Source organism: Pantoea sp. Pa-EAmG (assembly GCF_030024295.1).
GTDB classification, from domain to species: domain Bacteria; phylum Pseudomonadota; class Gammaproteobacteria; order Enterobacterales; family Enterobacteriaceae; genus Pantoea; species Pantoea dispersa.
The window spans coordinates 1-14,668 of the sequence record NZ_JASEWO010000021.1 but is presented as its reverse complement, the minus strand read 5'-3'; the positions used below and the strand labels follow the sequence as shown (position 1 = coordinate 14,668).

The window sequence follows — 14,668 nt, the reverse complement described above, 5'->3', positions numbered from 1 at the left end:
GGGTTCCTTATTGTTCGGTTACAGACGCACGGTGGAAATAAACTGCTTCAGCTCGGCGGTTTGTGGATTTGCAAACAGCGTTTTGCTGTCGCCCTGCTCCCACACGCGTCCCTGATGCATAAACACCACGCGGTCGCCCACGTCGCGGGCGAAGTTCATTTCATGGGTGACGAGAATCAGCGTCATGCCTTCGGCGGCCAGCTGCTCCAGCACTTTCAGTACTTCACCCACCAGCTCCGGATCGAGCGCCGAGGTGATTTCGTCACAGAGTAAAACTTTTGGCTGCATCGCCAGCGCGCGGGCAATCGCCACGCGCTGCTGCTGACCGCCCGACAGGTTGGCCGGGTAGTAATTGAGGCGTTCGCCGAGCCCGACTTTTTCCAGCATCTGCGTGGCCAGCGTGCGGCACTCCGCCTCGCTTTTTTTCAGTACGCGGCGCGGTGCCAGCATCACGTTTTCCAGCGCGGTCATGTGCGGAAACAGGTTAAAGTTCTGAAACACCATGCCCACCGAGCGGCTGATTTCACGCGCCTGCGATTCACGATCGGTAATCGTCATGCCACCCAGTTTAATGCTGCCTTCCTGATAGCCTTCCAGCCCGTTCATGCAGCGCAGCAGGGTACTTTTACCGGAGCCGCTGCGGCCAATAATGGAAATCACTTCGCCGTTGTCGATATCCAGATCGACCCCTTTCAGTACGTGGTTATCACCGTAGTACTTCTGGACCTGATTAATGGTGATGAGCGGCATTGAATTTTTTCTCCAGGTACTGGCTGTAACGCGACAGCGGATAACACATCAGGAAGTAACCGAGCGCCACCAGGCCAAACACCTTGAAGGGCTGATACGTCACATTGTTGAGAATGGTGCCGGCTTTGGTCAGCTCGACAAAGCCGATAATCGACGCCAGCGCGGTGCCCTTGATCACCTGCACGGCAAAGCCAACGGTCGGCGCGATGGCGATGCGGATAGCCTGCGGTGCCACCACGCGATACAGCGTCTGTCCAAAGTTCAGGCCGAGGCAGCGCGACGCTTCCCACTGCCCTTTTGGCAGCGCGCGAATGCTGCCGTACCAGATATCCAGTAAAAACGCGCTGGTATACAGCGTCAGCGCCAGTGACGCCGCCGTCCAGGGCGCGACGTCGATGCCGAACAGGCCGACGCCGAAGAAGGCGAGAAACAGCTGCATCAGCAGCGGTGTGCCCTGAAACAGCTCGGTATAACAGCGAATCAGGCGGGTGAGCCAGCGCCGCTGCAGCAGACGCAGAAACAGCAGCGGCAGTGTCACCAGCGTGCCGCCGAAAAAGGCCACCAGCGACAGCAAAATCGTCCAGCGCGCCGCCAGCAGCAGGTTGCGCAGGATGTCCCAGTCAGTAAACGTCGTCATGCCGGCTGCGCTCCAAACCATTTGCGACCCAGCGCCAGCAGCAGCTGACGCATGGCAATCGACAACGCCAGATAGATCAGCGTGGTCACCAGATAGACTTCAAAACTCAAAAAGGTGCGCGACTGAATCAGGTTGGCGGCAAACGTCAGCTCTTCATAAGAGACCTGCGACACCACCGACGAGCCGAGCATCACAATGATGCACTGGCTGACCAGCGCCGGATAAATGCGCTGCAGCGAGGGCGGCAGCACCACGCGGATGAAGGTTTGCGTGCGGCTCAGTCCGAGCACGCGCCCCGCTTCCCACTGCCCGCGCGGCGTGACCTGGATACCGGCACGGATGATTTCAGTGCTATAGGCGCCAAGGTTAATCAGCATCGCCAGCAGCGCCGCTTCACCGGCCGTCAGTTTCAGCCCGAGATTAGGCAGACCAAACACGATAAAAAACAGCTGTACCACAAACGGCGTGTTGCGAATCAGCTCGACGTAGATGCCCCACAGGCGGCTGGCCCAGCCCGGTTTGCCGCTGCGCAGCGCCGCGCCGAGAATACCCAGTCCGACACCGCCCACCGTTGCCAGCACCGTAAGCTGCACCGTGACCCACAGTCCGGCCAGCAGCTCTGGCCAGTGCGGCCAGAGATCTGCAAAGTTAAGTTGCCCAATCATTGGCCGTTCCTGTTATGCGCCGAGGTTGGCAGGCAGCGGCGCTTTCAGCCACTCTTCCGACAGCTTGTTCAGCGTGCCGTCTTTAATACCCTGCTCAATCAGTGCGTTCACTTTCTCTTTCAGCGCTGGCTCATTCTTTTTCAGGCCGATAAAGCACGGTGAATCTTTCAGCATAAACTGCGGCACCGGGGCTTTTTCCGCGTTCTGGCGCGCAATCGCCGCGACCACCAGGTTACCGGTAGCGACATACTGCACCTGACCGGAGAGATAGGCGGACAGCGTGGTGTTGTTATCTTCGTAGCGCTTCACCTGAGCATCTTTCGGAGCAACATCACTCAGTACCATGTCCTCTACCGCACCGCGCGTCACGCCAATCGATTTACCGCTCAGCGCCGCCGCATCTTTCAGCGTCTCGCCTTTCGGGCCGAACACGCCGAGGAAGAACGGTGCGTAGGCGCGGCTGAAGTCGATCACTTTTTCGCGCTCGGCGTTTTTGCCCATGCTGGAGATCACCAGGTCGACTTTATCGGTCTGCAGATACGGTACGCGGTTAGCGCTGGTCACCGGCACCAGCTGCAACTTCAGTTTCATCTGCTTCGCGAGGTATTTCGCCATGTCGATGTCATAGCCCTGCGGCTGCAGATCGGTACCGACCGAGCCAAACGGCGGGAAGTCCTGCGGCACCGCCACGCGAATCACGCCGCGCTTCTGGATATCCTGCAGCTGATCGGCCATCGCGCTGCCAGCCTGCGCTATCAGTAATGCTGCACCTGCTACTGCCAGTAAAACTTTGTTCATTATGCACCCCGGTGAGTTAATGGTGAAACAAAAGATTCTTGATAAATCGATTTGCAACTAATGTGCCAATCACGACGGGCAACAAACGCAGCGGCTAAGCAGAGGATTTAATGCGGATAATGGCGCACCATAACGGGGTTCACCCCGTTAGCGGTTGCGATCAAAAAAGGTGCAAAGCACCAAAACGGTGCCCTTTAGCGGTGTTCCAGCTCGTCGAGCTGCTGGTAAAGATCGGCAATCTGATGGATGCGCTGACGCCCCTGCGACAGCATTTCGTGCAGCAGCGCGTTAGCCAGCAGGTTGATCAGGCTCATTGCCGAGGCGTAGCTGTCAAAGGCGGAAACGCTGTCGAGCGGTGCGCACAGCTGCCAGCGCGCCAGGGTGAGAATGCCCTGCGCCTGCGGTTCGCACAGCACCAGCACCGGGATGCCGCTCTGCTGCAGCTGCTGCATCAGTGGACGAATGATGCGTGGCCGGCGGCGAAACGCCATCACCACCACCACATCTTCCGGCGTCATGTCCACCAGCTCTTCACCCAGCGTCTGGCCTGGCTGCGGCAACACCTGCACCTGAGCGCGCGCCTGTAGCAGCTGCTGACGCAGGTGCAGCGCCACCGGATACGCGTTGCGCATCCCAATGATGAACACCCGCCGTGCGGCGCCCAGCGCGGCAATCACCTCGCTAAACTGCCGGGCGTCAATGCTGTTGACCCACTGCGTCAGGTTCGCCATCTCCTGCTTGTAATGGCGCGACAGCAGCGTGTTGCCCTGCACCGCGTCGCGGTTATCGGTGAGCGGCATTCCGCTCTGGCGCAGGGTGCGCAGTTCGTCACGCATGTCTTTGTATTTTTCATAGCCGAGGCGTTTGAACAGCCGGCTCACCGTGGCCTTTGATACACCGCTGAGCCGCGCCAGCTCGGCGCTGTTATAGCTAATCAGGTCATCAAAATGGTCAAACACAAAGTCAGCAATGCGCTGCTCCTGCGGCGACAGTTGCGGATAGTGACTGCGAAGGCGTTCATCGAGCTGTTTCATCATCGGTCCTGTAACTTTCGTTTCATCACAAGCTAGCATAAATCGATCCAGGCTGGCGTAACACCAAAACTGGAACGGCTCTTGCTTTACCATTGCTACAGACTGGTAGCGGCGCAATTTGTTGCGCTTGTTTTCCCTATCCAGCGCGCCAAATCGCGCCGCTACAAAAGAATAATCCGGGAACAGTTCATTATGATTCAAAGCAATATGGCCCCGATGGGCATGGCGGTGACGCCACATCACCTTGCCAGCGAAAGCGCACTGGCGGTACTGCGTGAAGGCGGCAACGCGCTGGAAGCGATGGTGGCGGCCGCGGCGACCATCGCGGTGGTCTATCCGCACATGAATGGCCTTGGCGGCGACGGCTTCTGGCTGGTGGTGCCACCCAGCGGCGATCCGATTGCCATCGATGCCAGCGGCGCTGCCGGCTCGCTGGCGCACCCCGACTTCTACCACGGCGAAAGCCATATCCCGCATCGCAGCCCCAAAGCGGCACTGACGGTCGCCGGCACCGTCAGCGGCTGGCAGGAAGCGCTGACGCTGGCGCACGAACTGGGCGCGACGCCGCTGCCGCTGAGCCGTTTGCTGCGCGATGCGATTCGCTATGCGGCCGATGGCATTCCGGTCACCGCCTCCCAGGCGGCGGCGACAGCGGCAAAACAGCATGAGCTGCAGCATCAGCCCGGTTTTGCTGCCACCTTTCTGCCTGATGGCGCACCGCCCGCCGCCGGCAGTCGTTTTACCCAGCCGGCACTGGCACAGACGCTGAGCGTGCTGAGCGAGCAAGGGCTGGAGAGCTTTTATCGCGGTGAGCTGGCGCACCATCTGGCACGCGAAATGGGCGCGCTCGGCATGCCGATTACGCTGGACGATTTACACCGGCAGCGCGCCCGGCGCTGCACGCCGCTGCACCTCGCGCACAGCGAAGGCGATATCTGGAACATGACGCCGCCAACGCAGGGGCTGGTATCGCTGGCGATCCTCGGGATCACCGATCGTCTGGCGATGGCCGACGCCAGTGAAGCGCAGACGGTGCACCGCATCGTTGAAGCCACCAAACAGGCCTTTGCCTTGCGCGATCAACACATCACCGATCCGCGTCACATGGCGATTGATGTGCAGTCGCTGCTGAATGCCGATTATCTCGGCACGCTGGCCGCGCAGGTGCAGGACGATCGCGCCGCGCCCTGGGGCACCGGACGCGGACCGGGCGATACCGTGTGGATGGGCGTGATGGACAGCAGCGGCCTGGCGGTCTCCTTTATCCAGAGCATTTACCACGAATTTGGCAGCGGCGTCGTGCTGCCCGGCACCGGTATTACCTGGCAAAACCGTGGCGCGGCGTTCAGCCTGCAGCCGGATCACCTGCTGACGCTGGCACCGGGCAAACAGCCGTTCCATACGCTCAATCCAGCGGCTGCACGCCTGAAAGATGGCCGCACGCTGGTGTACGGCTCAATGGGCGGTGATGGCCAGCCGCAAACCCAGGCGGCGATCTTTACCCGCTATGTCATTCAGGGCCAGCCGCTGCAGCAGGCGGTCAGCGCACCGCGCTGGCTGCTTGGCCGCACCTGGGGCCAATCCTCGGACTCCCTCAAGCTGGAGGCGCGCATCGCGCCTGAAACCGTGCAGCAGCTGCGCGCGCTCGGTCATGAGGTCGAACTGCTGGCTGAATACAGTGAAGTGGTGGGCCACGCCGGCGCCATCGTCAGACACAACAATGGCATGCTGGAAGGCGCGTTTGATCCGCGCAGCAACGGCAGCGCTGCCGGTTTTTAACGGAGACAATCATGAGTGCACAACCGGACTGGGCGGCCTACATCGTCCAAATGGAACAAATTCTGGCGCTGGAACTGGACGATACGCGCCGCGCTGAATTGCTGACGCAGTTTAACCGTATCGCCGCAATGGCGCAGCCGCTGATGGCGCTGCCGCTGGACGATCGCCTGGAAGTGGCGGGAGTATTTCATCCATGACGCTGGCAGCCTTATCGATTAGCCAGCTGCAGCAGGCACTGGCGCAGGGCGATCTCAGCGCGCGCGACATCGCACAGCAGACGCTGGCCGCCATTGAACAGCATAACCCGGCGATCAACGCCTGGACCGCCGTCACCGCGCAGCGCATGCTGCGGGAAGCCGATCGGCTGGATCAGCAGCGTCAGCGCGGCGAGCCGCTGCCGGTGCTGGCTGGCATTCCCTATGCGGTAAAAAACCTGTTTGACGTCGCCGGTCACAGCACGCTTGCCGGTGCCAGCCTGTTCAGCGAGCGGCCGGTGGCGCAGCAGGATGCATGGGCGGTCTCTAAGCTGCAGCAGAGCGGCGCGCTGCTCTCCGGCATGCTGAATATGGACGCCTACGCTTACGGCTTTACCACCGAGAACACCCATTATGGTGCCACCCGCAACCCGCGCGATCTGTCGCGCGTGGCCGGCGGCTCATCTGGCGGTTCCGCGGCAGCCGTCGCTGCCGGGCTGGTGCACTTTTCACTCGGCACCGACACCAACGGCTCGATTCGCGTGCCTGCTTCGCTGTGCGGCATTTTCGGCCTGAAACCCACCTTTGGTCGTCTGTCGCGCAGCGGCAGCCATCCGTTTGTCGCCAGCCTCGATCACATCGGTCCGTTTGCCCGCTCGGTGGAAGATTTGAGTCTGGTCTACGATGCGCTGCAGGGCGGCGACGCCAGCGATGCGTTTCAGGCGGCGCGGCCTGCGGAACCGGTCAGTGACAGGCTCTCTGCTGGCAGCGAAAAGCTGCGCAGCGCGGTGCTGGGCGGCTTTTTTGCTGACTGGTGCAGCGATGAGGCGCGCGCGGCGGTGGCGGTAGCGGCCAGCGCGCTCGGCGCGACAGAAGAAGTGACGCTGCCCCAGGCCGAACTGGCGCGCTCGGCCGCGTTTATCATGACCGCCGCGGAAGGCGGCAATCACTATCTGCCGGCGCTGCGCACCCAGCCAGAACGCTTTGAGCCGAATTCACGCGAACGCCTGCTGGCTGGCGCGATGCTGCCCGCCGCGTGGTATGTGCAGGCCCAGCGTTTTCGCCGTCACTTCCAGCAGCAGGTGCTGCCGCTGTTCGACCATTATGACGTGCTGATCGCCCCGGCCACGCCCTGTACCGCCACCACCATCGGCCAGGAAACCATTCACATCAACGGTCAGGATTTGCCGACACGCGCCAGCATGGGCATGCTGACGCAGCCGATTTCGTTCCTCGGCCTGCCGGTGTGTAGCGTACCGCTGCTCACTGCCAGCGGCTTACCGATTGGCCTGCAGCTGATTGCTGCGCCGTTTAACGAACAGCTGGCGCTGCGCGCCGCCTGGGCACTGCAGCAGCAGGGTGTGACGCTGCCACAAACCTCTTTTATGGATGCCTGAAGATGACACCTGAACATATCGATCGTCCGGCGATACTGGCTGAAGTCACCGCCGCGTTTTACCGCTACGAGCAGGCGCTGGTGAGCAATGATGTCGCGGTGCTGGACGAGCTGTTCTGGCACGATACGCGTACGGTGCGACTCGGTGCCGGAGAAAATCTGTACGGGATTGACGAGATTCGCGCCTTTCGCGCGGCGCGGCCATCAAAGGGGCTCGATCGCACGCTGCGCAATACGGTCATCACCACCTTTGGCGATGACTATGCGGTATGCAGCACCGAGTTTACCCGCGAGGGCGTAGAGAAGATCGGCCGTCAGCAGCAGACCTGGGTACGGCTGCCGTGCGGCTGGCGTATCGTGGCGGCACAGGTGAGTTTGATGAGCTGAGGCGGGCGCGAGTGTTGCCCTCTCCTGATAAGAGAGGGCAAAAACGACCTGACATCCGTGGAAGGTAAGGCCGCTCAGGCAGCCGGATGCGTTTTCATCCAGTGATCGGCAATCTGCTGACGCGTGCACACCCACACCTTGTCGTGCTGCTGAATATGGTCGAGGAAACGCTGCAGCGCGCGGAATTTCCCCGGACGCCCCAGCAGACGGCAGTGCATGCCAATCGACATCATCTTCGGCGCCGTCGCGCCCTCTTCATACAGCACATCAAAGGTATCGCGCAGATAGGTATAGAACTGCTCGGCGGTGTTGAATCCCTGCGGCGTGGCGAAGCGCATGTCGTTGCACTCCAGCGTGTAGGGAATGATCAGATGCGGCTTCACCGTGCCGTCCTGACAGGTAACCTGCGTCCAGAACGGCAGATCGTCACCGTAGTAATCGCTGTCGTAGCTGAAGCCGCCCTGCTCGACCACCAGCCGCCGCGTATTGGGGCTGTCGCGCCCGGTATACCAGCCGGTGGGGGCTTTACCGAATAACTCGGTGAGCACGTCCACTGCCTGCTGCATGTGCTGACGCTCGGTTTTGGCATCCATCCCCTGATAGTGAATCCAGCGCCAGCCGTGGCTGACCACATCGTAATCGGCGGCTTTGATGGCCTCGACAATCTGCGGATGCCGCGCCAGCGCCATCGCGACGCCAAAGATGGTCAGCGGCAGGCCGCGCTGCTGAAACTCCTGATGGATGCGCCAGAAACCGGCACGCGAGCCGTACTCATACAGGGAATCCATCGACATGTGGCGATCGGCATAGCTGGCGGCACCGATGATGTCGGAGAGAAACTGCTCAGAGCCCGCGTCACCGTGCAGCACATTGTTTTCAGCGCCCTCTTCATAATTGAGCACGAACTGCACCGCCACCCGCGCCTCACCCGGCCACTGCGCGTGCGGCGGCTGGCCCGCATAGCCAATCAGATCGCGCGGATAATTTTTGTTGAAGCTGTACTCTTTCTTTTCAGATACATCACTCATTCTGCAAGTTCCTGTCATCAGTCCTCAACCAGCCCTTAGTTTAGGTGCTGAAATGCCGCACTGAGCGGTTTTTTAATCGGGTAAGCCAGATCGCCGTGTTTGCTGGTACCAAAGCCCAGCGCCAGTAATGACTCGACCATTTTCACCGCCGCACTGACGCCATCAATCACCGGCAGGCCCAGCTCTTTAGTCAGGTCCTGCGCCAGCGACGCCATGCCGCCGCAGCCCAGCACAATCGCGCCGCTGCCATCTTCACGTTTCGCCTGCAGACAGCGCTCACGCACTTTCTCCTGCGCGACGCCGCTGCCGTCCTCAAGCGCCAGCACCGGCAGGTCAATGGCGTGCAGCGCGGCACAGTGATGGCTGAATCCGTATTGCTGCAGCAGATGGCGGGCGATCACCAGCGTGCGCGGCAGCGTGGTGACAATCGAAAAGCGCGTCGCCACCAGCGTCGCGGTGTGCATCGCCGCTTCGGCAATGCCAATCACCGGTCCGCTCGCCAGTTCGCGCGCCGCCAGCAGTCCCGGATCGCCAAAGCAGGCGATGATATGGCCGCTGACGCCCTGCTCTTTGCCGCGTTTTACCTGTTCCAGCACGCCCACCGCGGCAATCGCTTCATCAAAGTGTCCTTCAATGGAGGGCACGCCCTCGATCGGGCACACCGCCACAATCTCCGTGCCAGGTGCGGCCACGGCGCGTGCCGCTGCGCCGATGGTCGCCGTCATGGCGGCGCTGGTATTCGGGTTGATCACCTGGATCAGGCTCATGATGCCGCTCCTTTATGACCGGCAAATAACCGGGTGAAATCAGGCAGGGTTTCGCCGCTGCGTTCAAAGTGCAGGCTGGCGACGATATGTTCGAAGTGATGCTGCAGCGCCGTGGTTAACGCCGGCAGATCGTTTTGCCGCAGCAGATCCACCAGCCGATCGTGATGATCGCAACGACAGCCGCGCTGCCACGGTGCACCGTAAGCGGCGATCACCAGCGAGGAGCGCTGCGTCAGGCGCGTCACCATGTCAGTTAGCACCTGGTTGCCGGAAATCGCCTGCAGCTGGATATGAAAAGCCGCAGACAGACGGATGGCGGCGGCCCCGTCATGCTGCTGGTGCGCCTGCTGCTCGTCGGCAATTAAGCCACTTAGCGCGGCGAGATGCGGCGGCTGCAGATGCGCCAGCACCGCCGGCAGGTTGGCGCACTCCAGCAGGCTGCGCGTGGCGAAGATGTCGCGCGCTTCCTCCACGCCCGGCGTCGCCACCTGTGCACCACGTCTGGGCGACAGGGTGATCATTTGCACCGCCGCGAGGCGCTGCAGCACCTTACGAATGCCGGTGCGGCTGACGCCAAACACCTCCGACAGCGCCTCTTCCGGCAATTTGCTGCCCGGCGGCAGCTGGTGCTCCACGATGGCGTTCAGCAACGCCTGATAGATAGGTTCGTCTCTGTCATTCAGATCGGCAGCCGTTTTCTGGCCTGTTTCACTCTTCATTTCCCGCTCCGGCAAGTGACTGCATGCAGACATCGTATACGTGAAATTCATTTTTTGTATACAAGAAATCAATTCTGGCCTGGATCCTGCAATACCGTTTCACGCTGTCATTATTTTTCCATGAAGTTAAGAGGAGCAGGTTTCATGCCAAATCATTCTGAAGTGACCTCTGCGGTGGCCTCTGAAGCCAACGCCCATTACAGCCCGCGTCTGTGTAACGACGACCTGGCGCCGACCCGCAACCAGAGCTGGTCGTGGTACAACATTTTTTCGTTCTGGATGTCGGACGTGCACAGCATGGGGGGTTATGTAGTGGCGGCCAGCTTCTTCACCCTCGGTCTGGCCAGCTGGCAGGTGCTGCTGTGTCTGCTGGTGGGAATTTGCATCGTGCAGCTGTGCGCTAACCTGGTGGCAAAGCCGAGCCAGATGGCCGGCGTGCCTTATGCGGTGATTTCGCGTCAGGCATTTGGCGTGTTCGGGGCCAACATCCCGGCGGTGATTCGCGGGCTGATCGCCTTCGCCTGGTACGGCATTCAGACCTATCTGGCGGCGAATGCGCTGATGCTGGTGCTGCTGAAGTTCTACCCGTCGTTAAGCAGCATGACGCAGAGCAGCTGGCTCGGCCTGTCGCAGCTTGGCTGGTGCTGTTTCGGCGTAATGTGGCTGCTGCAGGCGATGGTATTCTGGCATGGCATGAGCGCGATTAAACGCTTTATCGATATCGCCGGTCCGGCGGTATACGTGGTGATGGTGGCGCTGGCGGGCTGGATTGTATACAAAACCGGTTTTGACGGTATCTCCTTCACCCTCGCCAGTAAATCACTGAGCGCGGGCGAGCAAACCTGGCAGATGATTACCGCGACCGCGTTGGTGGTCTCTTATTTCTCCGGTCCGCTGCTCAACTTTGGTGACTTCTCGCGCTACGGCAAAAGCATGGGTGAGATTCGCCGCGGCAACCGCTGGGGCCTGCCGTTCAACTTCCTGCTGTTTTCGATTGTGACCGTGGTCATCGTCTCGGGTACTCAGTCGCTGTTTGGCAAAATGATCACCGACCCGATCGAAACCGTGAGCATGGTAGGCAACGATGTGGCGGTCGCTATCGGGCTGCTGACCATGATTACCGCCACCATCGGCATCAACATCGTGGCGAACTTCGTTTCGCCAGCGTTTGATTTCTCTAACTGCTCACCGCAGAAGATCAGCTTCCGCGCCGGTGGCATGATCGCCGCCGTGGGTTCAGTGCTGCTGACGCCGTGGAATCTGTTCCAGTCGCCGGAGCTGATTCACTACACGCTGGATGTGCTGGGATCGTTTATCGGGCCGCTGTTTGGCATTCTGATCGCCGATTTCTACCTGATCAAACGCAGTAAGGTATACGTTGATGACCTGTTCAACGATACGCCAAAAGGCCGCTACTGGTACCGCGGCGGTTTCAATCCGAAAGCGATTGCTGCACTGCTGCCTTCCGTCGGCATTTGTCTGGTGATTAGCTTTATTCCGTCCCTGCACGCAGTGGCAAACTTCAGCTGGTTCATCGGCGTGGCGCTGGGCGCTGGCTGCTACCGCTGGCTGGCGCGCGCCGAACGTGAGGTGCCGCAAACCAGCTATCGTGCGGAAGTGGCGGTACAGAAGGATTAATGCGCTGGTGGTCGCCATGAATGGCGACCGTACGCCAGATGGGTATGATTCAGAAAAGCAAAAAGCCGATGCATTGCTGCATCGGCTTCTTTAAAGAGATTGGCGGAACGGACGGGGCTCGAACCCGCGACCCCCTGCGTGACAGGCAGGTATTCTAACCAACTGAACTACCGCTCCGCGCTTTGTTCCCCGTCGGGAACGAGGCGCATATTAATGGCAGCCTCATCCCTCGTCAACGCTTTTTACAGGGGAATCTCTCGTTTGCCGGTTTTTTCAGCTTAACGACGCTTTTCCACGCAAAATCAGCGGTTTCAGGCGCGCCACAGGCAGCTGCCGCCCTTCTTTTGCACCAGATCGAGCCGGCTCTCGTGCGCCATTATCTCTTCATCGCTGGCGCTAACCACGCGCAGGCCGGCGCCCGGACGAACGATGCGCTGAATGTGCTCGCCTGCCACCTGATTGCTCTGCTCGCCTTCCATCGAAAACGCCAGCGAGGTCTGGCCGCCGGTCATGGTGAGGAACACTTCGGCCAGAATCTCGGCATCAAGCAAAGCGCCGTGCAGCGTACGTTTGCTGTTGTCGATTTCGAAACGGTTACACAGCGCATCCAGGCTGTTGCGCTTGCCCGGGAACATTTTACGCGCCATCGCCAGGCTATCGGTGATCTGACAGAAGGTTTCTGTCTTGCCGATGTCACGCTGCAGCATGGCAAATTCGTAATCCATAAAGCCGATGTCGAACGAAGCGTTATGGATCACCAGCTCCGCGCCGCGAATGTAATCGAGGAATTCGTCGGCGATTTGCGCAAAGGTCGGCTTATCGGCGAGGAATTCATCGGCAATACCGTGTACGCCGAACGCTTCCGGATCCACCAGCCGATCGGGCTTGAGATACATATGGAAGTTGTTGCCGGTCAGGCGACGGTTAATCACCTCAACCGCACCGATTTCAATGATGCGATGTCCTTCATAGTGCACACCGATCATGTTCATGCCGGTGGTTTCGGTATCGAGGACGATCTGGCGGTTATTTGCAGTGCTCATAGGACTCGTTTTATGTCAGACTTGGCGTTTTGTCAGAAGGAAGTCTACCAGAGATGCGCAAACAGGTAGAAATATTCACCGATGGATCCTGCCTGGGCAATCCCGGTCCCGGCGGCTACGGCGCCATTCTTCGCTACCGCCAGCACGAGAAATTATTCAGCGCCGGCTACCGCCTTACTACCAATAATCGCATGGAGCTGATGGCGGCCATTGTGGCACTGGAAGCGCTGACCCAGCCGTGTGACGTGGTACTCAGCACCGACAGCCAGTACGTGCGCCAGGGCATCACCAGCTGGATTCACAACTGGAAAAAGCGCGGCTGGAAAACCGCAGAAAAGAAGCCGGTGAAGAACGTTGATCTGTGGCAGCGACTCGACGCGGCGCTCAGTACCCATCAGATTCAATGGGAGTGGGTAAAAGGCCATGCCGGTCATCCCGAGAACGAACGCTGCGATGAACTGGCACGCAGCGCTGCCGGCAATCCTTCCCTCGACGATATTGGCTATCAGGTTGAGTCCTGATCGCTGGCTTCACGAAACTGCCGCGTGGCATTGACCGCTGGCCGTAACTGGGTTTTGCCGGGCATCATCTTCACTTTGCCCGGCGTCAGCGGGAAGGTGCGCTTACGCGCAACCACGATATTCAGACAGCCCAGCGCCGGCAGGTGCGTGCTGATCATCTTGCCGCCCTGGCGGTGCCACGGCACCACCTGAAAACGCGTACGATACACCACTTCATAGTTGAGTAAGCTCAGCCAGTCGAGCAGGCGCACCTGGCTGAACATCCGTCCGCTCCACGGTGCGCGGCGCTGTAATCCGGGCAGGCCTTTACTGATGCCCAGCAGGCTGAATGGATTGAAGCCGCTGATAATCATCCAGCCGTCATCAATCAGTACACGATCCACTTCGCGCAGTACGCGGTGCGGATCCTGGCTCCAGGCCAGCGTGTGCGCCAGCAGACAGGCATCAATCGATTTGGCTTCAAACGGCAACTGTGTTGCGCTGGCGATGACGTGCAGCCCATCGCCCTCATCGCCCACATTAACCTGATGCGATATGGCACACTGGCGGGTATTGATTTCTGCGCTGAGGCTGCCAATTTTAAGCATATGAAAGCCGTACAGCTTGCCGAGATACGGTTGCAGTTGCTGGGTTAACGCGTCGCGGAAATAGTCGCCCCAGGGCATATCCTGCCAGGAGCGCGGCGCAGTCAGGATTTGGCGTGTTTTCGCTGGCTTCATGCTCTACCATTTTCCTTTTTCTACGACCTGAGAGGTGTTTATGAATCTTACCAGTATTCCCGCGTTGCAGGATAACTACATCTGGACACTGAACGATGAACAGGGACGCTGTCTGATCGTCGATCCGGGTGAAGCCCGGCCGGTGCTGGAAAAAATTCGCGCCAATCACTGGCAGCCGCAGGCCATTCTGCTGACCCATCATCATCACGATCACGTGGGCGGCGTTAGCGAACTGCTGGAGCACTATCCGCAACTTGAGGTTTATGGTCCGCAGGAGACCGCCGATAAAGGCGCGCGCACTATTCTCAGTGACGGTGATGAATTTACGCTGCTCGGGCTAAATTTCCGCGTCATCGCAACGCCTGGACACACTTTAGGACATATCTCATATTTCAGCTCACCTTATCTTTTCTGTGGCGATACGATGTTTTCGGGTGGCTGCGGACGACTGTTCGAAGGCACTGCGCAGCAAATGTTTGAGTCGTTTCAGGCGCTTAATCAACTCCCTGCCGATACGCTTATCTGCTGTGCGCATGAATACACTTTATCCAATATGAAGTTTGCTGCGGCTATTCTGCCTCATGACCCGAAAA

General features: G+C 59.7%; 16 protein-coding genes, 1 tRNA gene and 1 pseudogene. 7 read left to right on the top strand and 11 right to left on the bottom strand.

Features of this window, described 5'->3' with window-relative positions; translation table 11 throughout:
* Positions 1-18 precede the first annotated feature (18 nt).
* From QMM04_RS05115 to hpxU, 5 genes are all read right to left on the bottom strand, one after another.
* A complete protein-coding gene (locus tag QMM04_RS05115) occupies positions 19-750 on the bottom strand; it encodes an amino acid ABC transporter ATP-binding protein (RefSeq protein ID WP_021507294.1) in 732 nt (243 codons plus the stop codon).
* Positions 731-1,387, bottom strand: a complete 657-nt coding sequence (locus QMM04_RS05110) for an amino acid ABC transporter permease (RefSeq protein WP_021507295.1) — start codon at positions 1,385-1,387, stop codon at positions 731-733. The genes QMM04_RS05115 and QMM04_RS05110 overlap by 20 nt, the downstream gene beginning before the upstream one ends.
* Positions 1,384-2,052: an amino acid ABC transporter permease gene (locus tag QMM04_RS05105; protein ID WP_021507296.1), complete on the bottom strand. Its 669-nt coding sequence runs from the start codon at positions 2,050-2,052 to the stop codon at positions 1,384-1,386. The genes QMM04_RS05110 and QMM04_RS05105 overlap by 4 nt, the downstream gene beginning before the upstream one ends.
* A 12-nt stretch (positions 2,053-2,064) precedes the next feature.
* Positions 2,065-2,850 (bottom strand): transporter substrate-binding domain-containing protein, encoded by a 786-nt coding sequence (locus tag QMM04_RS05100; RefSeq protein ID WP_282995761.1) that lies wholly within the window; start codon positions 2,848-2,850, stop codon positions 2,065-2,067.
* Between the two features lie 194 nt (positions 2,851-3,044).
* On the bottom strand, positions 3,045-3,884 hold the full coding sequence (gene hpxU, locus QMM04_RS05095; protein WP_021507298.1) for a MurR/RpiR family transcriptional regulator HpxU: 840 nt from the start codon (positions 3,882-3,884) through the stop codon (positions 3,045-3,047).
* A 192-nt stretch (positions 3,885-4,076) separates the two neighbouring features.
* Between hpxU and QMM04_RS05090 the strand changes: the two genes are divergently transcribed.
* Genes QMM04_RS05090 through hpxZ form a run of 4 tightly spaced genes read left to right on the top strand, consistent with a single transcriptional unit; the run spans position 4,077 to position 7,640 of the window.
* Complete coding sequence (locus tag QMM04_RS05090) at positions 4,077-5,663, top strand: gamma-glutamyltransferase family protein (RefSeq protein ID WP_282995760.1); 1,587 nt, start codon at positions 4,077-4,079, stop codon at positions 5,661-5,663.
* Between the two features lie 11 nt (positions 5,664-5,674).
* Positions 5,675-5,860, top strand: coding sequence for an oxalurate catabolism protein HpxX (gene hpxX, locus QMM04_RS05085; RefSeq protein WP_059010990.1), 186 nt, complete (start codon positions 5,675-5,677; stop codon positions 5,858-5,860).
* Complete coding sequence (locus tag QMM04_RS05080; RefSeq protein WP_262264377.1) at positions 5,857-7,254, top strand: AtzE family amidohydrolase; 1,398 nt, start codon at positions 5,857-5,859, stop codon at positions 7,252-7,254. Before hpxX ends, QMM04_RS05080 begins: the two co-directional genes overlap by 4 nt.
* 2 nt (positions 7,255-7,256) lie before the next feature.
* A complete protein-coding gene (gene hpxZ, locus QMM04_RS05075; protein ID WP_282995759.1) occupies positions 7,257-7,640 on the top strand; it encodes an oxalurate catabolism protein HpxZ in 384 nt (127 codons plus the stop codon).
* A gap of 74 nt (positions 7,641-7,714) precedes the next feature.
* Here hpxZ and puuE read toward each other — a convergent pair whose 3' ends face one another.
* The 3 genes from puuE to QMM04_RS05060 are packed head-to-tail and all read right to left on the bottom strand — an operon-like array spanning position 7,715 to position 10,154.
* The gene (gene puuE / locus QMM04_RS05070; protein WP_021507302.1) at positions 7,715-8,668 is read right to left on the bottom strand and encodes an allantoinase PuuE; all 954 of its coding nucleotides are present in this window, start codon (positions 8,666-8,668) and stop codon (positions 7,715-7,717) included.
* Between the two features lie 35 nt (positions 8,669-8,703).
* Positions 8,704-9,435 carry an allantoin racemase gene (hpxA, locus tag QMM04_RS05065; protein ID WP_282995758.1) on the bottom strand — a complete coding sequence of 244 codons (732 nt, stop codon included), beginning with the start codon at positions 9,433-9,435 and terminating at the stop codon, positions 8,704-8,706.
* The gene (locus QMM04_RS05060) at positions 9,432-10,154 is read right to left on the bottom strand and encodes a GntR family transcriptional regulator (RefSeq protein WP_058758029.1); all 723 of its coding nucleotides are present in this window, start codon (positions 10,152-10,154) and stop codon (positions 9,432-9,434) included. The genes hpxA and QMM04_RS05060 overlap by 4 nt, the downstream gene beginning before the upstream one ends.
* A gap of 144 nt (positions 10,155-10,298) precedes the next feature.
* Here QMM04_RS05060 and QMM04_RS05055 point away from each other — a divergent pair, with 144 nt between their 5' ends.
* A complete protein-coding gene (locus QMM04_RS05055; protein ID WP_282995757.1) occupies positions 10,299-11,792 on the top strand; it encodes an NCS1 family nucleobase:cation symporter-1 in 1,494 nt (497 codons plus the stop codon).
* A gap of 100 nt (positions 11,793-11,892) precedes the next feature.
* Here the strand turns inward: QMM04_RS05055 and QMM04_RS05050 are convergent.
* Positions 11,893-11,969: transfer RNA gene (locus tag QMM04_RS05050), tRNA-Asp, on the bottom strand.
* 134 nt (positions 11,970-12,103) lie between these two features.
* Positions 12,104-12,835 carry a DNA polymerase III subunit epsilon gene (gene dnaQ, locus QMM04_RS05045; RefSeq protein WP_058776026.1) on the bottom strand — a complete coding sequence of 244 codons (732 nt, stop codon included), beginning with the start codon at positions 12,833-12,835 and terminating at the stop codon, positions 12,104-12,106.
* On the opposite strand from dnaQ, the pseudogene rnhA reads away from it, so the two are divergent.
* Positions 12,789-13,356, top strand: a pseudogene (gene rnhA, locus QMM04_RS05040) (ribonuclease HI). The gene dnaQ and the pseudogene rnhA sit on opposite strands and share 47 nt — an antisense overlap.
* Here rnhA and QMM04_RS05035 read toward each other — a convergent pair.
* Entirely contained in the window at positions 13,341-14,075 is a 735-nt protein-coding gene (locus QMM04_RS05035; RefSeq protein ID WP_021507307.1) for a class I SAM-dependent methyltransferase, read from the bottom strand. The pseudogene rnhA and the gene QMM04_RS05035 overlap by 16 nt on opposite strands.
* Before the next feature lie 40 nt (positions 14,076-14,115).
* Between QMM04_RS05035 and gloB the strand changes: the two genes are divergently transcribed.
* A partial coding sequence (gloB, locus tag QMM04_RS05030; RefSeq protein ID WP_282995756.1) for a hydroxyacylglutathione hydrolase occupies positions 14,116-14,668 on the top strand: 553 nt, incomplete at its 3' end.